The sequence below is a fragment of the Acinetobacter sp. 24-47-47 genome (genome assembly GCF_057737035.1).
The window spans coordinates 104,277-126,791 of sequence record NZ_CM173216.1 but is presented as its reverse complement, the minus strand read 5'-3'; the positions used below and the strand labels follow the sequence as shown (position 1 = coordinate 126,791).

The following is a 22,515-nucleotide window of genomic DNA, read 5'->3' as shown; positions in this document are numbered from 1 at the left end:
TTCTAAACAAAAAATAGGAACCAACGCATTGATTCCTATTTATTTCCAATGAATTTATATTGAAAATTCAAGTTTTTTTAAAATGGAATTCGCTTATAACGGCGATATTCAGGCTTCCAGAAATTATCTTCAATACTTTTTTCGATCAGCTCATCACTCAATGGCAAAGCAACACCATCCTCAATTGCCGCTTTTGCAACCTTAAACGCGATGATTCGGGAGACTTTCTGCAAATCATTAAGATCAGGAAGTAAGTCGTCGTCAGGGTTTTGCAATTTTGGAGAGCAATCTGCTAACGCCATGCTTGATGCCATCAGCATATTGTCTGTAACACGCGTTGCCTGCACAGCAATCACCCCTAAGCCAATCCCTGGGAAAATATAAGAGTTATTACACTGAGAAATATTGTGTAGCTTATCTTGATAATTAACTGGCATAAATGGACTACCAGTTGCAATCAAAGCGCGACCGTCCGTCCACTGAATAATATCTGCTGGTACGGCTTCTACACGCGACGTTGGATTCGACAATGGCAATACAATAGGATGCTCGCAATTGGATGCCATAGTTCGAATAATTTCTTCAGTGAACAGACCCGGTTGTCCAGAAACACCAATCAACACAGTCGGGTGTGCATTTTTTACAACATCTAGCAATGAAATGATGCCTTCCGCATCAGCCCACGCGGATACATTTTCTGAACTTTGAACCAGTTTACGCTGAAAATCTAAAAGGTTTGGTTGATTATCGGTCAATAATCCAAAACGATCGACCATATAGATTCTTGATCTTGCCTCAGCATCACTCAAACCTTCAGCCACCATTTGCGCAATGATTTGCTCAGCGATACCACAGCCCGCTGAACCAGCACCCAAGAATGCCACTTTCTGGTCACGTAATTGCTTTCCTGCAGCACGACTTGCTGCGATTAAGCTGCCGACTGCAACAGCAGCAGTGCCTTGAATATCATCATTAAAACAACAATATTGATTACGATATTTTTCCAGCAATGGCATTGCATTTTTTTGAGCAAAATCTTCAAATTGAATCAAAGCTTTTGGCCAACGGCGTTTAATCGCACGAAGTACGTCATCCACAAAGTCATAGTATTCATCGCCACTAATACGAGGCTGATTCCAACCTAAATAAATTGGATCATTTAGCAACTGTGCATTATTGGTTCCTACATCCAATGTAATGGGTAATGTATACGCTGGGCTAATACCACCACATGCGGTATAGAGAGATAATTTTCCGATTGGAATTCCCATCCCACCAATCCCTTGGTCACCTAAACCAAGAATGCGTTCACCATCTGTGATTACAATGACTTTGACGTTGTTCTTATTCACATTTTGTAAAATATCGTCAATGTTGGCACGATCAGGATATGAAATAAATACACCACGATGACGGCGGTAAATATCAGAAAATCGTTGGCAAGCCTCACCTACCGTTGGGGTATAAATAATCGGCATCATCTCTGATAAATGATTTTCTATGAGGTGATAAAACAAAGTCTCATTGGTGTCTTGTATATTTCTCAGATAAATATGCTTATTAATGTCGTCATGAAATGACGTAAATTGTTGATATGAACGTTGGTGTTGCTCTTCAATCGTTTCAATCACATGAGGCAGCAAACCGTTTAGATTAAAACTCGCTCGCTCCTCCTCAGTGAACGCAGAGCCTTTATTAAGAAGAGGTAGTTCAAGCAAAGTAAAGCCAGCATAAGGGGTATAAAGAGGGTGTTTTACTTCAGTGTGTTCAGTTGTCATCTCTAATCTCATGGATCAGGCCTAAATTCAGACCTTTTTCATTTCATTTTTACCATTTATTTAAGAAATAGCTTAAGCCGAAATGAAGACAAATGTATATTTATAAAATTGATAATAATATTGGCAGTATTTTTAAATTTTATAACTTCAATCCATCATTCTATTGATAGAAAATTAGATAAAACTGTCACATTTCAAATGTATTATTCATGTTTATTAACTTTTTTTTGCAAACTAATCTGAACGATTCAGCTAATATCGGATTCAATCGTATTTTTACTTCATTATTAGATCCACATGAAAATTACAGCTAAAATTGCCATTTTGCCATTAACTATTATTTCACTGCTAAATGTAACGGGTTGCCAAACCATCACTGACACGACCTCAAAGGTCGGTGATAAAGCACTTTCAATGGTGGGTTTAGCACGCGCCGATAAGACCCCTGAAATTGATAAAAAAGGCATTGTCGATATTAGTAAAACAACACTCGAGCAAATTGAGAAACTTAAACAAAATATGCCGATTGGTCAGTGGGTATATATCGAAAATGACCTTCAAGGAATTTATGACTTACAAAACAAAGCAGTTGATGGTCACATGCTGTTCCTGCGCTTAAATTGTAAGAATAGTGTCCAAAAACCAAGTCTCAGCATACAAAATGCGGAAGGATCAGAAATTTTAAATAGTCTTCAGCCTGAAGTTGGAACGATCCAAGTACTACTCGACAATAAGAATTACGGAAATCCTTTTAGTTTGGCGAATCAAAAAAAATTAGCGACATTTCAAACTGCTGCTCAAAAGGCCAAAACCATTAAAATCTTCCATGCATCTAAGTTATACACTTTCCAAAATGGTAAAGCAGAATTACTAAATAAGCCTGTCACGTGTATGGCTTAATTTCGAGTCATAAAATTGCCTGATTTCTATTTAAATTCACATTAAATGAGATAAAGACAATCAGGCTCAATTCAATCATCGATATGCATTAGATGTAAAAGATTAATTTCATCATCGTTAATTCTGCAAATAGCGCATAGTGATTAAAAAAACTGATTTTATTATTTTTTATGTCGGATAAGTTTTATTCAACGCAAATGTGCTTCGCTAATGAGCGCTAAATTTGCTATATTTGTCGTTTTTCTGCGACATTAATTTTTCGATAAATTATGAATACGGCAATACAAGCAGCTCTCGATCATGCAGTGCAATCTCTTCAAGCTGAAGGGGTCCTCCCATCTGACTTTAACAACAGCGGAAACTTAACGCGAACCAAAGACCGAAGCCATGGTGACTTCGCTTCGAATATCGCAATGATCGCGTCTAAAGCTGCAGGTATGAAGCCTCGTGATTTAGCAGAAAAAATTCTTGCTGCACTGCCAGAAGTTGCGGATATCAGTAAAGCGGAAATCGCTGGTCCTGGTTTTATCAACTTTTTCTTGAATGCAGACCAACGTTTTGCTGTTCTTGATGCTATTCAGGCACAAGCTAATGATTTTGGTCGTACACAAGTAAATGCTACGAAAAAAATCCAAGTTGAGTTTGTCTCTGCGAACCCGACATCAAGCTTACATGTGGGTCACGGTCGTGGCGCAGCATATGGCATGACGGTTGCGAATTTACTTGAAGCAACTGGTGCTACAGTGGATCGTGAATACTATGTGAATGACGCTGGTCGTCAAATGGATATTTTAGCGACGTCTACTTATCTACGTTACCTTGAGTTAACTGGTCAAACATTAGTATTCCCTAAAAATGCTTACCAAGGCGACTATGTCAAAGAAATCGCACAAAGCATTATTGATCAAGACGGCGATGTATATGTTCGCCCTGTAGCTGATGTTTATAAAGATGTACCAGAAGATGTGCAGTATGCTGAAGAACTTGATACCGAAGGTAACAAGGTTGTAATTACTGGCGATAAAGAAAAACACATTGATGGTCTAATTTTTAACTCGCAGACGTTAATAGGTGAAGGTTATCGCGTTTTTCATCAAGCTGCGTTAAAAGCAATTCTTGATGATATTAAAGATGATCTTGGTGAATTTGGTGTGACTTTCAACCAATGGTTTAGTGAAGCATCATTGACTGAAAAAATTGAAGAAGCATTACAAACACTTGATCAACGCGGCTTCCTCTATGAGAAAGATGGCAACATTTGGTTCAAATCAACAGAATTTGGTGATGAAAAAGACCGTGTTGTAAAACGTCGTAATGGTCAAACCACTTATTTCGCTTCTGACATTGCTTACCATCTGAATAAACTTCAGCGTGGTTATACTGACATTATTGATATTTGGGGTTCAGACCACCACGGTTATATCGCACGTGTAAAAGCAGCGATTGATGCGATGGGATATGACTCAAAAAAACTGACTGTGTTATTAGTACAATTCGTCAGCCTATGGCGCGGTGGTGAGATGGTTCAAATGTCATCTCGTTCAGGTCAATTCGTCACATTGCGTGATCTACGTAAAGAAGTCGGCAACGACGCTGCTCGCTTCTACTATGTCATGCGTAAGTCTGAACAGCACATCGACTTTGATCTAGATCTCGCGGTTTCTCAAAGTAAAGACAATGCGGTGTATTACATTCAATATGCCCATGCACGTATTTGTCGTATGCTAGAAAAAGCAAGCAGCTTGAACATCAACTTCGATGCGACCACTGCGCGTGGTTTTGCCGCAAAGCTTGAATTAGAAGCTGAAACTGAAATCTTAGCAAAACTTGCAGCATACCCTGAAATTCTTGCACGTGCTGCAAACAGCCATGAACCGCATCAAGTAGGTAACTACTTAAAAGAACTTGCAGCATTGTTCCATGGTTGGTACAACGAAAATAAAGTACTCGGTGATGATGCTGATCTGACCCAAGCACGTTTGTTGTTATCGGTAAATGTTCGTCAAGTCTTGAAAAATGGTTTAGAGCTTTTAGGCGTTTCTGCACCTGAAAGCATGTAAGTCATCGAAGGTGAATCTTTTTAAAAGATTCACCTCTTTAGACTTTTATTATTGAAAAAAATGAGATAAAAACTCCATGTGATGGTAATCCAATTTTCCATTGCATGATCTTAAAATAAGAGAGGTTTCCAAGTGTTTGGAAAAACGCAGCGTGGTGTATCAGAAAGACCTAACAAACCTAAACAACCATTAATACCAAAATGGTTAGGTATGCTTGTTCTGATTTTAATTGTACTGAGTTTTGCCGTAGCCTTAATGCTATGGAAACCGTGGGCGCCAGTCCAACCAAAAAGCAATGATATTCAATCTGAACATTATCAAGAAGATACGAATAAAGATTATCGCTTCTACGATTTATTGCCTCAACAACAAGTGACTCCAATCCCCGATCAAGCTGTACCTGAAAATCAGCAAGTGAACACCGCACCTGTCATCGTGGAAGCACCTGTGGTTGCTGATGCTACAACGACAGAGGGTGAGCTGATTGAAAATGCAGAACCTCAACCCGTGGCGAGTAGCTACCTTTTACAAGTCAGAAGTTATCCAGATCCAGATAGTGCTGATGCACGTCGTGCTGAAATTATTCTCAACGGCTTATCTGCAGATGTCATTAAAACCACGGAAGGCGGTCAAACCTGGTATCGGGTTGTCTCTGGACCTTATGACTCTCAAGAAGCAGCTGTTATCGCTCAGCAAACCCTACAACACAGCGGTATTGATTCAATCGTTGTAAAACGATAATCATAAAAAAGGATGCGATTAGCATCCTTTTTTAGTCTAGAGCAAACCTAAAATTTTGCTAAGTAGCGTTGGATAAAAGAAATACACTCTGACGCATAAACTTTAGCTAAATCATGTTGTCCGTTCGGGATCACATTCAGCTCTGAATACTTAAAAGCGTGATTTAAATACTCACCTACTGCGACAGGACTAATGTCATCATCTCCGCCCCAGATTAATAGTACAGGACATTCAATTTCAGCAAGCCGTTCATCTAATTTGGTTTCATCATCAATAAACCAGTGCGGCACTTCATATTCATTTTGATATTCTGCACGCCAATCTTTAACATGAAATGGTGTTAAATCAACGCCACCTGACGTAGCGACCAACACCAAACCTTGAATCAATTTTGGATACCTCAACGCCGCTTGAACAGCAATGACCCCACCCATAGATTGAGCGATCAGAATACTTGGATGTTGAAGATGATCAAATACATAATCTTGTAAATCTGACATTGAATTTACATGTGGATGATCAGGATATTCACCAAAACTGGGATAACCCATGATGTGCGTGTCGTACTCAGATTCAAAATGTGATTGAACAGGTTTCCAAAATGCAGTACTGCCAGATGCTCCGGGCAGGAAGATTAATTTCACTGCCTGATCCGCCATCTTAATCACCCCCCCTTGATGACCGCTTGCTGATAAGCAGGTCTTTGTTTTATGCGTTTTACATAGGCATGAATGTTCGGATATTTTCCATTTAAGCGCTCATCCATCGCGATCAAGGGAAAACTCATTTGGATATCTGCAAATGAAAACTGAGATATAAAAAATTCATGTTGCGCCAAATGCTGTTCTAAAAATTCAATATGTTCAGCGAGACGCGGTTGTATAAATCCATCAGTCACCCCATCAATAATTTTATTGGCAATTGGTCGAATCACAAAAGGTACTTTAGGAGGTACAAACGAGAGAACTAAGGTCATCACTAAAAGTGGCATTAATGAGCCTTCAGCGTAATGCATCCAATACTGATATTGTGTTAAGTCCGGCTGTGACTGGGGTTTAAATTGATGCTGAGTATCATAGCGATCTGCCAAATAGTCTAAAATCACCGCAGATTCTGCGATCACTAAATTATCATCAGTAATCACTGGTGATTTCCCCAAAGGATGAACCTTCTTCAATTCTGGTGGAGCGGCATAAGTTGGCAATCTTTTATAATGTTGAATTTGGTATTCAGCACCCAACTCTTCTAGCGCCCAAATGATTCTTGAAGAACGTGATTTTTCTAAATGATGTAATGTCAGCATAAGACCACCTAATTTTATTTCTCTCTATATAGCCATTTTGAATAAAAAAAAGACATCCTGCTTTACACAAAATGTCTTCTTTTTAGCTGTAAATTACAAAAATACAGAATGTTGATGCCTATTAAATTGTCTATATTTAAACAATTGTTGTTTTAATTTCGACGCTTCTGAGCAATGTTTTAGTGACGGGTGTTTTTTGGCACACATTTAAAACTTTTTCTTGTAATGCTTCATCCAAGTTAGTTTTAAAACTTAAACGACGCTCAATCCATTCCTGCCCTTCTTTATTGGCTTTAAAATCTGCCTCGACAGTAAATTCGCCTAAATCCAGTCCTTTATGCTCTGCATACATCCGTAATGTGATCATTGTGCAGGAAATTAATCCTGAACAAATAAAATCATACGGTGCAGGCCCACGATCTAAACCTTGGAATGATTCAGGTTTATCGGTGAGAAATGTGTGCTGACCAGATTGAATCTCACCACCCCATTTTTCAGGTAGTGTGGTGACCTTTGCATTTGCGATCGTTGCCATTTTATTTTCCTTCTTTGTCTTATTATTTAGATGGACGCATGCTATCAGGCAATATCGGAGCTTTCAAACGCTCGCCTTGGTATGATGGAATTGACCCAAAACGTGGATCTTCTGCTATCCATTGATCACGTGCAATTTTGATTTCTTCTTGCGTACGTCCAACGAAATTCCACCATAATAAAATTGGCGACTCAAATGGCTCACCACCCAAAAGCAGTACACGACTCTTGTCATGGATCTCTACTTCTACATATTCTAGCCCTGGTTCTAAAATTACCATATTGTCTTCATCTAAATGATGACCATTGATGGTTGCTGTACCTTCAAGCGCCATAAATCCATATTCAAACTTTGGATTTAAAGGTAAACGTGCTTTTGTGGCTGCTTGCGCAAATAAATCAACACCTAAAAGCTCTGTATGTACTTTGACTGGTGATACGGTATTTAGATACTCACCGACCAATACCGTAAATTCGATACCTGACTGATTGACGACGGGTAATTCTGGATAGTGGTTAAAAGCTGGATCGATGGTAAGTTTGTCATCAGGCAATGCAATCCAAAGTTGGGCCGCATGCATTTTTGTTTCATTCTCTGGCGCGACTTCAGTATGTGAAATACCTCGACCTGCGGTCATGAGGTTGACTTGCTTGGGCTGAATCAGCTGATCTGTTGTCCCTAAGCTGTCGCTATGCAACATGGTCCCTTCAATCATCCAAGTAAAGGTTTGAAGACCAATATGTGGATGTGGCCCAACATCTAGACCTTGTCCAGCTTCAAATGTCACAGGACCTGCATGATCTAAGAAGCACCATGCGCCAATCATACGCTTATGGCGACTTGGTAAAGCGCGTTTGATCACTGTCCCTTGACCAATTTCTGCACGGCGCAGTGGAAATTCCTGAATAAATTGGTTGGCGTGCTTTTCACAGTCTTCTGAATGAGACAATTCGGTATAAGTATTATTGGTCATGTTGTTATCCTAAAAGTTTGGCAAATGGCTATCTTTGTTATAGATATTAACAAGGTCATGCAAATTGAACCACCTTAGACTTAATACGCTGAATACTATAGGTAGGACAATTAGAGTTTTGTATGTATTAAAAATAGAATGCTTTATTATTAGCAGGTTCTATTAATTTGGAATAAAAATGAGCTATCGATATGTTATACATATAAAAACTTTAATATTTTCAAATAATTTATAAAATTTAGAAGTAACTTTACAGGCGTAACTTCATGTTTGTTAAATATCTACCAACGGATAGAATAGAGTTTTTAGAAAATGGACTTTTCAGAATTACGCAACCTCAATACTTAAATGATCCGTCAGGTGAAGGTGTTTTTACACCATTTTTCAACATCTTTTCTGACGCTGATCTCAAGGTTGCTTATAAAAAATATCAGGGTTCAATATTTTATGATGGACCAAATGTAACAGATGAATTTCTAATAAAACACTACTTATTACCTTCAGGTCAAAGATACAGCATTGATGAATCTCCAAGCTTGAGGAGTTTTGACGAGTTTGATAGTTTTAATACGATGGAGGAATATGATCGCTCCCAAGCTATAAATTTTATTAAGCAAATAAATACAAATTTATTGGGAAAACTAAATAGCTATATAGGCATTTTTTCTCTGACTAACTCACTAATAAACCAAGAAATGTGGATACGCTACGGTCAACATGGTAAAGGTTTGGCTGTTTCATTTGATTCCAATCATCCCTTTTTTAAGAAGTACAATCCTCAAAAAATTGTATATAAAAATTCTAGAAGAGCTTCTATTTCATATTATGAAGGAGTCATACGAATCAATGGTATTACCATTCCAGATAAACTTAAAAATTTTGATGAAATATCAAATTATTATTTTCTCAATATTGATCAGCAAGATTTTTTTGAACGCTTACTTTTGACAAAAAATGAGCGATGGGCAATTGAAAATGAATATAGGATAATTTTTAAGTTATTAGATCATGATGTAATTAAGCCCAATAATATTTATCTTAAAAAAATTCCCTTTCCATGTTTTAAATCATTAACCTTCGGATGGGATATTACTGAAAAAGAAATCGATACTATAATCCAAGTTGTCAAAAAAAATCCTGAATTATCACACTTAAAATTTAATCAAGTTAAATATGGTGAATTAGAAAATTTTGACCAGTTAGAATTATGCGATTTATAAAAAAGGACGCAATTGCGTCCTTTTTTAAATAATTTCCGTCAGGAAATTATTCCCATTCAATCGTAGCAGGTGGTTTAGACGATACGTCATAAACAACACGTGAAACTTCTGCAATCTCGTTCATGATACGCGTCGAAATTTTATCAACAAGATCATAAGGAAGATGCGCAAAACGAGCCGTCATAAAGTCAACTGTTTCAACCGCACGAAGTGCAATCACCCATGCATAACGACGACCATCACCGACTACACCCACAGATTTCACTGGTTGGAATACAGCGAATGCTTGTGCAGTTTTGTCATACCAACCACTTGCACGAAGTTCTTGCATGAAAATATCATCAGCTAAACGAAGAATGTCAGCATACTCTTTCTTCACTTCACCCAAGATACGAACACCAAGACCTGGTCCTGGGAATGGGTGACGATAAAGCATCTCAAATGGTAAACCTAAAGTTGTACCCAAACGACGTACTTCATCTTTAAATAAATCACGAATTGGCTCAACCAATTCAAAAGCGAGATCTTCGGGTAAACCACCCACGTTATGGTGTGATTTAATCACATGTGCTTTACCTTGTTTGCTTGCAGCAGATTCAATCACATCAGGATAAATCGTACCTTGCGCAAGGAAGTTCACGCCATCAAGCTTACGTGCTTCTTCAGCAAATACTTCAATGAACTCACGACCAATGATTTTACGTTTTGCTTCAGGATCAACTTCACCTGCCAAAGCGTCAAGGAAACGTTGTTCAGCATCAGCACGAATCACACGGATACCCATGTTTTTCGCAAACATTTCCATCACTTGATCCCCTTCATTTAAACGAAGAAGACCATTGTCAACGAATACACATGTCAATTGATCGCCAATTGCTTTGTGAAGCAATGCAGCCACAACAGATGAATCTACACCACCTGAAAGACCAAGAAGAACCTTCTGATCACCAATCTGTTCACGTAATTGTTCAACACGCAAATCAATGATGTTTTCAGAGTTCCATAGGCTACGGCAACCACAGATCTTTTGTACAAAGTTCTCAAGTAACTCTTTACCTTTAGCAGTATGGGTTACTTCAGGGTGGAACTGGATACCGTAGAAACGACGAGCTTCGTCAGACACCATTGCCACTGGGCAGCTTGGTGTACTTGCAGTAATTTGGAAACCTTCTGGAATTTGAGTCACTTTATCGCCATGACTCATCCATACTTTCAATTTGTCTGCTGAATCTTCAAGATCGCCAATTAAAGCATCACGTACTTTAATATCGACTTCAGCATAGCCAAACTCATGAACTGTACCCGGTTCAACTTTACCGCCCAACTGAGCAGACATCGTTTGTAAACCGTAACAAATACCCAATACTGGTACGCCTAAGTTAAACACAACTTCTGGCGCACGTGGGCTGCCTTCAACGTGAACACTCTCAGGACCACCTGAAAGAATAATCCCTTTTGGATTAAATGCGCGGATGTCCTCTTCCGACATATCAAAAGCATACATTTCAGAATATACGCCTGATTCACGTACACGACGTGCGATCAATTGGCTATATTGAGAGCCGAAATCCAAAATCAGGATACGATCTTCGGTAATTTGAGTATTGGTAGTCATGATAACAACTATGAAAGGCTAACGAAGGATTAGCGCGCTATTCTATCATTTTTATTAAGCTTACGCACACTATTCAAATCTCTCTATATTTCAATACATTATTATTAAATATTGTCTTTTTATTCAACAATTTCAGTTGATTGCTTTGATCATACAAGCCTTGGAGTTCCATTCAGATCATGATGCAGCAGGTGAATAACGCTGTCATTTCACCTGCATTGGCTATTCGTCATTTATTTTTCAAAACGCTGATCGACACTCCATTGACCTGCACCATGCAATACGAGAAAGATTAGACCACCCGCCATAGCAAAGTTTTTCATGAAATGTATCGAATCTTCAGGTGTACCATGAAAAAGAAATGCGGTAACTAAACTGAAACCAGCTAAAGCTGCTGCGAATAATCGTGCTTGCACCCCAAACAACAGTGCTAAGCCTCCACCCAGTTCAACCAAAATGGTTATTGGCAATAATGCACCTGGCACACCCATCGCTTCCATATATCCAACAGTCGCGCTATAACCTGCGAGTTTGCCCCACCCCGCCACGATAAAGATATATGCTAAAAGGACACGTGCGACGAGGGTTAAAGTTGCATGCACTGTGGGTTGAGCAACAATTTTTTGAATCACTTGATTTGGATTAAACATTGGGTTGACCTATCTAGGTTTTGTTTTTGGTAATGACCTTAGATTAGTAGCTTTTATTTTTAGGATAAATAATCAATATAAAGAATCAGCGTTGCATAATCAGAACAATAATTCACCTATAATTTAAATCAATTGACTACTGACATCAGCGCCGATGGCTGTTAGCATTTGAACACATTTTTGCTCAGTTCACCCCTCATGGATTTAATCGATTTTATTCTGCATGTAGATGATCATCTACTTGAATTTATTACCAATTATGGCATTTGGATTTACGGAATTTTATTCCTGATTATTTTCGTAGAAACGGGCTTGGTGGTCATGCCTTTTCTACCCGGGGACAGTTTACTGTTTGCAGCAGGTGCTTTAGCAGCCTCAACAGGTGCAATGGATCCGTGGCTTTTGGGCTTGTTGTTATTCACGGCAGCAGTATTGGGTGATACCTTAAATTATCATATTGGAAAATATATCGGACCACGCGTTTTTGAAATTGAATCTCGATTTATCAATAAAAAACATTTGGTCTATACGCAAAAATTCTTCGAAAAACACGGCGGTAAAACCATTATTTTTGCGCGTTTTGTTCCATTCGCGCGTACATTTGCACCCTTTGTCGCTGGTGCAGGAAGCATGAATTATAAATACTTCATTACTTATAATGTCGTTGGTGCTTTCTTGTGGATTTCTTCGTTTATCACTTTGGGTTATTTGTTCGGTAATATGCCGATCGTGAAAGATAATTTCACCCATTTAATTTTCGGAATCATTATTCTGAGCGTATTGCCGGGGATCATTGGCTTTATTCGCCACAAGTTTTTCCCAAAGAAAAATCCCGAAATGATGTAATGATCTTAGGCTTCAAAAAAAGCAGATTCTCCACCAAGAATCTGCTTTTTTTTATTACTACAAAATATTGAATGGCTTAGAAAAATCCAATAATGACAGGCAACATACTGAGCATAAGTAACATGGCAGAACCTTTGTATAAGCGATCTGCGCTGACCACCGTCTGATTCCCTGCCAAGACTTTACGACCAAAATACATCCAAAATAAAGCACATGGAATTAAACATAAGGTGAATACACCCAAAACTAAAAAATAGTTTTGAAAAGAATCCCAAGTCCATGCTGGAAAAATACCAACTGCAAACAAAATAGATTTTGGATTTTTCAGTGTAGATTTAAAAAGATGACTGCGACTCATTCGAATGTTTTTTTGGCTCAATTGCTTAAGATGTGAAGCTTTCCATAAATGAAAAGCCATCCAAATCACATAAACTGCACTCACCAAATGTAAGATATGAATCAGCATCGGCCAAATTGGTAGGGTTAAATGCACCAACAGTGCCCAAATACTAATGCCGTAGATATAACCCAGTAATTCAAGAGGTACGAAATAGAATGCTTTTAATACGCCATGGTGATGTGCTGCGCTAGCCAATAATGCATTGGTTGGACCGGGAATAAGTAATACCGCGAACACTGCAAAAATATAAAGCCAACTTTCTACCATAGATTAAAATCGGAGATTTAGAGGAGGCACACCTTAAACGAAAAACGAATTTAAAGACAAGTTTTTAAAGTGAAGGAATGATGAATGTCACGTCTATTTTCAGTTAATAATTTTATAAAATATTGATTTTAATAAATTTATATTGAAACATTTTGCTAAAAAAAAAGCTGCTCAAGCTCAGATTGAGCAGCCCTTTTAAATTACTGAGCTTGCTGTTGACGTTTAGGGACATAAGGACAATTTTTAAAAGTTGCCGCTTGTGAGATCGCATCTTGCTCACCATATAATCGCGACAATTCAGTATTTTTGGTATTCGATGACTGCCCCATATTGACGGAAACTGAAGGACCAAAGCCCCAACCGCCACGACCCCAGCCACCACCAACACCTAGACCAACGCCAACACCTGTACGTTTAGGCGGTTGTACACCATTATTGATGTACTGCTGAATACGATTGAATTCAGCACCAAGTTGTACACAGTTCAATGCTTGATATTGCGTCGGAGAAACATAACTCGGTTTAACCGTCGTCGCACAAGCAGTCATCAATACAGCAACCGTACCGACTGCACTAAGTTGCATGACCATTTTCATCGCGCGTGAGTTCATACTCTTCTCAAATCTTATTTATTCTCGATTTCATTGAACAATGATTGGTAGGCTTGCGTCAATTTATGATCTGTATTTAAATAGATTAACGGCTTATTTTTATGATGAGATTCTTTCATCAATACCGACGGTGGCAACATCGCATTGAGTACAGGTAGTTGTTCATCTCTGAGCTGCTGAACCACTTCACGAGGAAGTTTTGCTTGCGCTTGAAACTGGTTAACGACGATACCTTCAATTTCCAATCGATCATTATGATCATCTTGGGTTTCTATAATGTTTTCAATCAACGTGTTTAAGGCACGCTTAGAAAAGACATCACAATCGAATGGAATCAACACTCGGTCTGCTGCAATTAATGCCGACAACGTAAAAAAATTAAATGCAGGCGGTGTATCGATATAGATCCGATCATAAGTTCCAGCTAGATGCTGAATCGCGTCACGTAGCTTATAGATTTTATGTTTGGATTCGAGGCTATGCTCTAAAGCACCAAGCGAGGGACTTGCCGGCAAAACATCGAGAGATGGGAATGGTGAGTGATGTATATAGGCTTCTAAGCCTTTATTTTTATTTTTGAGTAAATTTCCAATGGCTTGACCAATCAAACCTTTGCTCGATTGATTCGCCAATACATCTTCGAAAAAATTTTCAATATTGGGTTCTAGTGCTGGTTTATCGGCATTATAAGTCGCATCATCACCCAATAGATACTGACTAGAATTGGCCTGAGGATCGAGATCAATGACAAGCGTCTTAAAACCCTGATGTGCACTGAGTGCAGCCAAGTTTACTGTAATACTGGATTTACCAACGCCACCTTTTTGATTAAACACCACACGTGTACGCATCATTCCCTCTAGGCTCAATTCATTCTATGAATCAAGTTTAACCTAGAGGGGTGAGAGCCTAAGCAATTGTGTCTAACAATTAACCAAAAGTTGGCTTAATCATCACGATGCCAATAATGGCCATAAATGCGACACAACTAATCAGCACCCCCGCACGACGTTGAATTAACAATACAGACGCATCTTGGCGATAGGCTTTAATTAATGAAGATAACATCACGATCACCAAGACCACTTTGGCATAGAACCAAGGCTGAACTTGAAAATTATTCAAAAACAATAAAATCAAGCCTGTCCCAATGACCAAAGTAAATGCCAAATGTTGAAGCGCAACATAAGCCTTACGTCCTTTCGCATTGGGTTGTTGATTTTCGACGCCAAAATATAAAGTTGTCGCACGTGCTAATACAGCAATGATCAACAAGAGCAAACTCGACATATGCACGATTTTAATGACTAAGTGTGTATCCATTGCAGCCACTCTCCTACTTTTAAAATTTAAGCTTTCGGTGCATGTGCACATTCAGGACTATTTGGCGCTTGACCAGTCCATTCAGTTGGCACATAAGCATGAATCGCCAAAGCATGAATCTTTCCTGGACTCAATAGGTCACCCGCCAGTGCATATACTTTTTGATGGCGTTGAACTAAACGTAAGCCTTGAAACACTTCACTCACAACAGTGACTTTAAAATGCGATTCTTTACCAGGGAAATAGCCACCATGACCTGATGACTCATTCACCACGTCCAAGTGCACAGGAGACAATTGTTGTAAACGTTCAATTAATTGTTGCTCTAAAGTCATGCTTACATTCCACACGCATTCATTGGTTGCCAGCAGTATACCGTGAAGTTTTAGAATAAAAAGTAAATAAACCACACAGCCATTGGATAGATGCGCTTTGATGTTGAGCTTAAGACCTATCAAAAATTAAGCGAAATACATTGAAATGCTTTAATTTTATTCAATCACACGATATTTTTTTATAAAGTTGTTGACCCTGATTTTTCATGCTGTATTATACACGGCATGCGGGAATAGCTCAGTTGGTAGAGCATAACCTTGCCAAGGTTGGGGTCGGGAGTTCGAGTCTCCTTTCCCGCTCAAAATTTTTTCATTCAGTTTTTTCATTTAAAAAATTGATAGACTCCGCGGGAATAGCTCAGTTGGTAGAGCATAACCTTGCCAAGGTTGGGGTCGGGAGTTCGAGTCTCCTTTCCCGCTCCAGATTCAAAAAAGCCCTGATATTGATCAGGGCTTTTTTTATTATTAAAATTTTTTATAAATTCAATTTTTTATAATCAATAAACTTTTACTGCACTTTTTCTAAAAAAATTCATCCACTTATGAGCACTGCTTTATTTACAATCAAAAATAAGGATCATAAAGTAAATTAATCCACTGAATTTAAATGTAATTTTTCATCTCAGCCCATGCCTGACTTACATAAAATCGCTATAATTTTCGTATTCAATTTGCTCAATAGATTAGAACCTTAACATGGAAAAATTAACCTGTTTCAAAGCCTATGATATCCGCGGAAAATTGGGTACAGAACTCAATGAAGATATCGCATACCGTGTTGGACGTGCTTATGGCGAAATTTATCAACCTCAAAAAGTAGTGGTTGGATGTGATGTTCGCTTAACCAGTGAAGACCTAAAACAAGCTACCATTCGTGGTCTAAATGATGCCGGCGTTGATGTTTTAGATTTAGGCATGACGGGGACTGAGGAAGTTTATTTCGGTGCATTCCATCTTGATGTGCAAGGCGGGATCGAAATAACAGCCAGCCATAACCCAATGGACTATAACGGCATGAAGCTTGTACGCGAAAATGCTCGTCCGATTGGTGCAGACTCGGGTTTAAATGATATCCAACTTCTTGCTGAAAAAAATCAGTTCAAAGCAGTCGAAATCAAAGGTACAACTCAGCATTATAATATCTTGCCCGAATTTATTGATCATTTGATGACCTATATTGACCCTACAAAAATCAAACCTTTAAAACTCGTGGTCAATGCGGGGAATGGTGCTGCAGGTCATGTGATCGATGCGATCGAAGAAAAATTTAAAACCCTGAATATTCCAGTTGAATTCATCAAAATTCACCATGAAGCAGATGGCAACTTCCCAAATGGTATTCCCAACCCCATCTTAGTCGAAAACCGTGCAAGTACCTCCAATGCTGTACTGCAACATCATGCTGACATGGGCATCGCTTGGGATGGTGACTTTGATCGTTGTTTCCTTTTTGATGAAAAAGGTCAATTTATTGAAGGGTATTACATCGTCGGTCTCTTGGCACAAGCCTTTTTACTGAAACAAAAAGGTGAAAAAATTGTGCATGATCCGCGCTTGGTGTGGAATACCTTCGATATCGTTGAACAATATCAAGGCGAAGCTGTGCAATCGAAATCTGGCCATTCCTTCATTAAAGATAAAATGCGTGAACACAATGCAGTGTATGGTGGTGAGATGTCAGCGCACCACTACTTCCGTGATTTTGCCTATTGCGACAGTGGCATGATTCCATGGTTATTGGCAATCTCGGTTGTCTCTGAAAAGGCAAAACCACTCTCTGCTCTGGTTGAGGAAATGATTGAAAAATTCCCATGTTCTGGCGAGATTAACTTTAAAGTTGCGGATACAAAAGAAACCATTCAGAACATCTTTAATCATTTCGCAAATCAAAATCCAGCGATTGATGAAACGGATGGCGTCAGCTTGGATTTTGGTGCATGGCGTTTAAATGTACGTGCTTCAAATACAGAGCCGTTACTCCGTTTAAATATTGAAAGCCGTAAAGACAAAAATCCGAAGCCGATGCAAGCTTATGTCGATGAGCTCACTCAACTGATTCAGGCTTAAAATCTTATAAAAAAGGAGCGTTTCAAACGCTCCTTTTTTTATTCACGATAACCATTTGGGTTTTGTTTTTGCCAATTCCAACTGTCCGCCAACATATCTTCCAGATTAAATTTTGGCGTCCAACCCAATTCAGCAACTGCACGCGCATTATCTGCAAATGATGTTGCGACATCCCCTGCACGACGCGGTGCAAATTCGAAAGGAATCTCAATACCATTCACTTTCTCAAAGGTATTTTTTATTTCTAGCACCGAACAGCCATTGCCTGTCCCAATATTCCAAGCACGACAGCCTTGTGAATTTAAACGATTTTCCAGTGCGCATAAATGAGCATTAGCCAAATCCACCACATGGATATAGTCACGCACACCCGTGCCATCGACGGTATCGTAATCATGACCAAAAATGGATAGTTTTTCACGACGACCCACAGCTACTTGGGTTACATACGGCATTAAGTTATTTGGAATGCCTTGTGGATCTTCACCAATTTGACCACTTTTGTGCGCACCGACAGGGTTGAAATAACGCAGCAAAGCAATCGACCAACGTGCATCTGCTTGCGCGAGTTTCTGCAATAACTGCTCAACAATCAGTTTGGTATAACCATAGTTATTGCTTGGCATCCCTGTTGGCATTTCTTCATTGAGTGGAGAGACATTGGCTTCATCATAAACGGTTGCAGAAGAACTAAAGACCAACTTAAAGACTTGGGCACGTTCCATGGCTTTGACTAAGCTAATCGAGCCAGAAATATTATTCTCGAAATACTTCAATGGGATTTGCTGACTTTCCCCGACAGCTTTTAAACCAGCAAAATGAATCACAGCGTCAATCTGATGATTTTGGAAAATTTGATCCAAAATCTCTTGATCAAGAATATCACCCTCGATAAATTCTAAAGATTTAGACGTTAAAGCTTGAACTCGACTCAAAGATTCTGGTGAGCTATTCGATAAATTATCAAGAACAACAACTTCATGTCCTGCATTTAACAATTCAACACAGGTATGCGAACCAATATAACCTGCACCACCCGTCACTAATACTTTAGGCATTGTCTTTCCCCATCAATATTTGTATTAAACCTTGTGTCGACGCATCAAGATTCGATACATCTGTTTGTTCTCCACTTAAAATCGGCAATAGTTGATTAGCAATTTCTTTGCCTTTTTCAACACCCCACTGATCAAATGGGTTGATATTCCAAAGCACGGATTGAACAAAGACTTTGTGCTCATACATGGCGATCAGCATACCCAAACTATAAGGATTCAGCTCTTGCATTAAAATGGTTGTGCTCGGTTGATTACCTGCATATTGTTTATATGCAGGTAAATCTACAACTTCATGTTGATCCAATACCTGATTACCAAATGCCAATAAACGAGACTGTGCCAAACAATTTGATAATGCTAAATGATGTTGTTCGATTAACGCATCTGCATTATCGATATAAGTAAATTGTTGCCCGTTATAACGCTTAACTGGTGCAATAAAATCACAACTGACAGACTGCGTACCTTGATGCAATAGCTGATAAAAGGCATGCTGGGCATTGGGCCCTACTTCGCCCCACACAATCGGACAGGTGTCTAGCTCAACCTTTCGACCATCTCGTTGAATCGACTTACCATTCGATTCCATTTCTAATTGTTGCAGATAAGAGGCAAAATATTTTAAACGGCCGTCATAAGGCAATACCGCATGGGTTTGAATATCTAAGAAATTCGTATTCCAAGCACCCAGCAACCCCATCAGCACAGGCAAATTTTCGGTAAACGGCGCTGTTTGAAAATGCTGATCTATGGCATACGCCCCTGCCAACAATTGCTTAAAACCATCCACACCCACGGTTAAAGCAATCGGCAAACCAATACAGGACCATAAAGAGTAACGACCACCGACCCAATCCCAAAGGAGCAGTTGATTTTCAGGTGCAATTCCCCAAGCGGTCATTTTTTCAGGTTTGGTCGAAACCCCAATAAAATGGTGTTTTAAAATTTGCGCTTCCTGACCTAAAGCTTTTTCCAACCATAGACGCACGGTTTGTGCATTGGATAAGGTATCAATCGTCCCAAACGATTTTGATGAAATAATAAAAAGTGTCGTTTCCGGACGGAGCTTATGCAATAAATCTGAAAGCTGACTGCCATCCATTGTGGATACAAAATGCACATTGAGTGGCTTTTCAGTGATTTTCTTAAAATCAGACAGTGCATGACTGACCATGAGTGGCCCTAGGTCTGATCCTCCGACACCGATATTCACGACATCTTGAATCACTTCACCGGTGGCACCGCGGTATTGACCTGCATGAATTTTATTGACCAAGGCATACATCCGATCAAGCTGTGCATGCACTTGCTTTGCCAATTCAGGATGAGACTGATCATGTTTCGGTAAGCGTAGCGCCCAATGCATGGCCGCGCGGTTTTCCGTATAGTTGATCTGTTCTGTGGAGAATAAACGTTTGATCCAAGGCGTGAGCTCTTGTGCATTTGCCCATGCGACCAAACGACTTAAAACCTCTGCATGAATACGATGTTTACTAAAATCAAATACGATCGGTGAAACAGCCACTGAAAATTTTTCAAAGCGTGTGGCATCTTTGGCAAATAACTCAGTTAAATGTAATTGCGCAAATTCAGCTTTCAATGTGTTTAATTGTTGTATGACTGTCGCACGATCTTCAACAGCATAAGGTTTTGCATGACTGCTCATTAGCGACCTACCCCCATATAAGCAAATCCTTGCGCTTTCACATAACTTGGATCGTAAATATTTCGCCCATCCAAAATCAGTGGATGGGACATGGTTTTTAATAATTCAGGATAATCTGGGCTCCAATATTGTTTCCAAGCGGTCAGCAAACACAGCGCATGTGTATCTTTGACTGCGTCATATTGATCTGTGCAGTAGATTAAATCGGGACGATGCCCGTAGACTTTTTCAATTTCAGGCAAAGCTTGAGGATCATGTAACTTTACCGTGACCCCTTGCGCCCAAAGTGCTTTTAACATGGTATGAATCGGAGATTGCTGAATACGCGCGGTATTTTCCTTAAATGCAGCACCCCAAATCGCAACAGTTTTGCCGTTTAAATCGCCATGGTAATAGTTCCATAGTTTGCGGAATAAAATTTCTTTTTGTTGTTCGTTAATATCCCAGACTTGTGCCAGTAGTTGACTCTTTGCACCCGTACCTAATACTGTTTGAGTCAATGTCAAAATATCATGGGAGAAGTTTTCCCCACCAAAACCTGCACCTGGATATAAATAAGATGCGCCAATACGGCTATCCGCTGCCATGCCTTGACGCACTTGTTCAATATCAATCCCCAATTTTTCAGCTACTACCGCCAAGTCATTAATATAACTAATACGTGTCGCCAACATGCCAGAAATACTCAGTTTGGTAAATTCCGCATCCAGTACAGGCATAAATAAATATTGCTGTGTACGTGGGAATAATGGTCTAAGTAACTCTTTAATTTTGGTTTGTGCGCGTTCAGATGAAGTGCCTACAATGAGCTGCTTGGTCTGTATCAAACTTGGTAAAGCATTACCCTCTTGAATGCTATTAGGTAAATATATCCAATCATCTTCCGATAAAATGCGTGCAAATTTATCAGTGCCATGCAATCCTAGAGTTGAAGCATTCATCATCAGTTTAGGATGAATCATGGGTCGAGATTTTAATTCTTTTAAAATCTCAATTGCTTGAATCTCTTCAGTAGGATTAAAACTAAAAAAATAAGCATCGATATCTAAAGGAATATGGGAAAAGTTGCAATATTTTAAAAAGCCATTAGCTTTCTGTTGCTCAAGCAAACGCTTAACCGCTTCATCTTGGGTATAGGCTTGCTCCGATGTTGGTTTTTTTAAAACATCACACCAAAAGACCTGATGACCACTTTCAGCCATTAACCCTGCAAAAACACCTGCATACAGCGTCTGTCCAAATACTGCAACTTTCATATCTGTCTCTTTTTTATAATTTTAGATCTTTAATCAGCGCTTTAAATTCCTCACCTAATTTTGGATGATCTACTCCATAATGCAGCACAGCTTTTAAATAGCCCAACTTGCTACCACAGTCAAAAGTTTGACCTTTCATACGATACGCTTCAACTGTATCGGTTTGTTGTAACATCGCGATAGCATCAGTCAATTGGATTTCATTGCCCGCACCTTTTGGTGTTTGCTCAAGCAATTGCATGATTTTTGCAGGCAAAATATAACGACCAACGACTGATAAATTTGATGGTGCTGTACCAATCGCTGGCTTTTCTACAATGCCTTGCATTTGAATACTTTGACCTTCAGCAGGTGTAGATGCAACATCAACAATACCGTATTGATCGACCATCTGGTCAGGGACAGCTTCAACCATAATTTGTGATGCTTTTGATTCGTTATAACGCTGAATCATCAAACTCAAGTCATTGGTTTCAGCTGTATCTTTTACTAACACATCTGGGAGTAGCACTGCAAAATCATCATCGCCTACCACATCTTTTGCACAGAGCACAGCATGCCCTAAACCTAAAGGCTGTGGCTGACGCACACTGATCACACTCACATGCGCGGGCAAAATTTCGGTAATTTCTTTCAATAAATCAAATTTCTTTTTTTGTTCTAAAGTCGTTTCCAGCTCAAAACTACGGTCGAAGTAGTTTTCAATGGATGCTTTTGAAGCATGTGTGACTAAAATAATTTGTTCAATACCCGCAGCAATCGCTTCTTTGACTACATATTCAATTGCAGGGCGGTCAACTACAGTGACCATTTCCTTAGGAATCGATTTGCTCGCAGGTAAAAAACGTGTGCCAAGACCAGCTACGGGAAGAATCGCTTTTTTGATCATATAAATTACGCTAATAAATTAA

Annotated in this window: 22 protein-coding genes and 2 tRNA genes; 8 read left to right on the top strand and 16 right to left on the bottom strand. The window is 39.2% G+C overall.

Annotation, left to right across the window (positions count from 1 at the left end; translation table 11 throughout):
* Positions 1–77 precede the first annotated feature (77 nt).
* The gene (locus AC1M9E_RS00565; RefSeq protein ID WP_035268988.1) at positions 78–1,778 is read right to left on the bottom strand and encodes an NAD-dependent malic enzyme; all 1,701 of its coding nucleotides are present in this window, start codon (positions 1,776–1,778) and stop codon (positions 78–80) included.
* Positions 1,779–2,075: 297 nt separating this feature from the next.
* On the opposite strand from AC1M9E_RS00565, the gene AC1M9E_RS00560 reads away from it, so the two are divergent.
* From AC1M9E_RS00560 to AC1M9E_RS00550, 3 genes are all read left to right on the top strand, one after another.
* The gene (locus tag AC1M9E_RS00560) at positions 2,076–2,678 is read left to right on the top strand and encodes a hypothetical protein (RefSeq protein WP_180028962.1); all 603 of its coding nucleotides are present in this window, start codon (positions 2,076–2,078) and stop codon (positions 2,676–2,678) included.
* A gap of 269 nt (positions 2,679–2,947) precedes the next feature.
* Positions 2,948–4,738 (top strand): arginine--tRNA ligase, encoded by a 1,791-nt coding sequence (gene argS, locus AC1M9E_RS00555; RefSeq protein WP_481608099.1) that lies wholly within the window; start codon positions 2,948–2,950, stop codon positions 4,736–4,738.
* 132 nt (positions 4,739–4,870) lie between these two features.
* Complete coding sequence (locus AC1M9E_RS00550) at positions 4,871–5,479, top strand: SPOR domain-containing protein (protein ID WP_035268975.1); 609 nt, start codon at positions 4,871–4,873, stop codon at positions 5,477–5,479.
* 47 nt (positions 5,480–5,526) lie between these two features.
* Here AC1M9E_RS00550 and AC1M9E_RS00545 read toward each other — a convergent pair whose 3' ends face one another.
* The 4 genes from AC1M9E_RS00545 to AC1M9E_RS00530 form a co-directional block, all read right to left on the bottom strand.
* Positions 5,527–6,138: an alpha/beta fold hydrolase gene (locus AC1M9E_RS00545; protein WP_488224925.1), complete on the bottom strand. Its 612-nt coding sequence runs from the start codon at positions 6,136–6,138 to the stop codon at positions 5,527–5,529.
* A 5-nt stretch (positions 6,139–6,143) separates the two neighbouring features.
* Positions 6,144–6,782, bottom strand: coding sequence for a glutathione S-transferase family protein (locus AC1M9E_RS00540; RefSeq protein WP_481954771.1), 639 nt, complete (start codon positions 6,780–6,782; stop codon positions 6,144–6,146).
* 136 nt (positions 6,783–6,918) lie between these two features.
* Positions 6,919–7,317, bottom strand: a complete 399-nt coding sequence (locus tag AC1M9E_RS00535) for an OsmC family protein (RefSeq protein ID WP_481587720.1) — start codon at positions 7,315–7,317, stop codon at positions 6,919–6,921.
* A gap of 22 nt (positions 7,318–7,339) precedes the next feature.
* Positions 7,340–8,290, bottom strand: coding sequence for a pirin family protein (locus AC1M9E_RS00530; RefSeq protein WP_488224924.1), 951 nt, complete (start codon positions 8,288–8,290; stop codon positions 7,340–7,342).
* Positions 8,291–8,556: 266 nt separating this feature from the next.
* On the opposite strand from AC1M9E_RS00530, the gene AC1M9E_RS00525 reads away from it, so the two are divergent.
* The gene (locus AC1M9E_RS00525) at positions 8,557–9,510 is read left to right on the top strand and encodes a DUF2971 domain-containing protein (protein ID WP_488224923.1); all 954 of its coding nucleotides are present in this window, start codon (positions 8,557–8,559) and stop codon (positions 9,508–9,510) included.
* 46 nt (positions 9,511–9,556) lie between these two features.
* On the opposite strand, the gene guaA is transcribed toward AC1M9E_RS00525, so the two are convergent.
* Together guaA and AC1M9E_RS00515 are read right to left on the bottom strand one after the other, a co-directional pair.
* Positions 9,557–11,125, bottom strand: a complete 1,569-nt coding sequence (gene guaA, locus AC1M9E_RS00520; RefSeq protein ID WP_481589363.1) for a glutamine-hydrolyzing GMP synthase — start codon at positions 11,123–11,125, stop codon at positions 9,557–9,559.
* Positions 11,126–11,358: 233 nt separating this feature from the next.
* Positions 11,359–11,775: a DoxX family protein gene (locus AC1M9E_RS00515; protein ID WP_481592180.1), complete on the bottom strand. Its 417-nt coding sequence runs from the start codon at positions 11,773–11,775 to the stop codon at positions 11,359–11,361.
* A gap of 198 nt (positions 11,776–11,973) precedes the next feature.
* Between AC1M9E_RS00515 and AC1M9E_RS00510 the strand changes: the two genes are divergently transcribed.
* The gene (locus tag AC1M9E_RS00510) at positions 11,974–12,621 is read left to right on the top strand and encodes a DedA family protein (protein WP_488224922.1); all 648 of its coding nucleotides are present in this window, start codon (positions 11,974–11,976) and stop codon (positions 12,619–12,621) included.
* Positions 12,622–12,697: 76 nt separating this feature from the next.
* On the opposite strand, the gene AC1M9E_RS00505 is transcribed toward AC1M9E_RS00510, so the two are convergent.
* The 5 genes from AC1M9E_RS00505 to AC1M9E_RS00485 all read right to left on the bottom strand — a co-directional run bounded on the left by AC1M9E_RS00505 (position 12,698) and on the right by AC1M9E_RS00485 (position 15,557).
* Positions 12,698–13,288: a LysE family translocator gene (locus AC1M9E_RS00505; protein ID WP_092767920.1), complete on the bottom strand. Its 591-nt coding sequence runs from the start codon at positions 13,286–13,288 to the stop codon at positions 12,698–12,700.
* Between the two features lie 200 nt (positions 13,289–13,488).
* Positions 13,489–13,878: a hypothetical protein gene (locus AC1M9E_RS00500; protein WP_416224328.1), complete on the bottom strand. Its 390-nt coding sequence runs from the start codon at positions 13,876–13,878 to the stop codon at positions 13,489–13,491.
* A 35-nt stretch (positions 13,879–13,913) separates the two neighbouring features.
* A complete protein-coding gene (locus AC1M9E_RS00495) occupies positions 13,914–14,750 on the bottom strand; it encodes a ParA family protein (protein WP_488225189.1) in 837 nt (278 codons plus the stop codon).
* A gap of 79 nt (positions 14,751–14,829) precedes the next feature.
* Positions 14,830–15,222 (bottom strand): SirB2 family protein, encoded by a 393-nt coding sequence (locus tag AC1M9E_RS00490; RefSeq protein ID WP_488224921.1) that lies wholly within the window; start codon positions 15,220–15,222, stop codon positions 14,830–14,832.
* A 26-nt stretch (positions 15,223–15,248) separates the two neighbouring features.
* Positions 15,249–15,557, bottom strand: a complete 309-nt coding sequence (locus AC1M9E_RS00485; RefSeq protein WP_035268950.1) for a BolA family protein — start codon at positions 15,555–15,557, stop codon at positions 15,249–15,251.
* Positions 15,558–15,784: 227 nt separating this feature from the next.
* Here AC1M9E_RS00485 and AC1M9E_RS00480 point away from each other — a divergent pair.
* The 3 genes from AC1M9E_RS00480 to AC1M9E_RS00470 all read left to right on the top strand — a co-directional run bounded on the left by AC1M9E_RS00480 (position 15,785) and on the right by AC1M9E_RS00470 (position 17,624).
* Positions 15,785–15,857 (top strand) — tRNA-Gly (locus tag AC1M9E_RS00480).
* A gap of 47 nt (positions 15,858–15,904) precedes the next feature.
* Positions 15,905–15,980, top strand: a tRNA-Gly gene (locus tag AC1M9E_RS00475).
* Positions 15,981–16,253: 273 nt separating this feature from the next.
* Positions 16,254–17,624: a phosphohexomutase domain-containing protein gene (locus AC1M9E_RS00470; RefSeq protein ID WP_488224920.1), complete on the top strand. Its 1,371-nt coding sequence runs from the start codon at positions 16,254–16,256 to the stop codon at positions 17,622–17,624.
* A 38-nt stretch (positions 17,625–17,662) separates the two neighbouring features.
* Here AC1M9E_RS00470 and galE read toward each other — a convergent pair whose 3' ends face one another.
* From galE to galU, 4 genes are read right to left on the bottom strand one after another with little or no spacing between them, the layout of a single operon-like run.
* Positions 17,663–18,682: a UDP-glucose 4-epimerase GalE gene (gene galE / locus AC1M9E_RS00465; RefSeq protein WP_488224919.1), complete on the bottom strand. Its 1,020-nt coding sequence runs from the start codon at positions 18,680–18,682 to the stop codon at positions 17,663–17,665.
* Positions 18,675–20,348: a glucose-6-phosphate isomerase gene (gene pgi / locus AC1M9E_RS00460; protein WP_488224918.1), complete on the bottom strand. Its 1,674-nt coding sequence runs from the start codon at positions 20,346–20,348 to the stop codon at positions 18,675–18,677. The genes galE and pgi overlap by 8 nt, the downstream gene beginning before the upstream one ends.
* Positions 20,348–21,604 carry a nucleotide sugar dehydrogenase gene (locus tag AC1M9E_RS00455; protein WP_488224917.1) on the bottom strand — a complete coding sequence of 419 codons (1,257 nt, stop codon included), beginning with the start codon at positions 21,602–21,604 and terminating at the stop codon, positions 20,348–20,350. The genes pgi and AC1M9E_RS00455 overlap by 1 nt, the downstream gene beginning before the upstream one ends.
* Before the next feature lie 13 nt (positions 21,605–21,617).
* Positions 21,618–22,493, bottom strand: a complete 876-nt coding sequence (galU, locus tag AC1M9E_RS00450) for a UTP--glucose-1-phosphate uridylyltransferase GalU (RefSeq protein WP_488224916.1) — start codon at positions 22,491–22,493, stop codon at positions 21,618–21,620.
* Positions 22,494–22,515 lie beyond the last annotated feature (22 nt).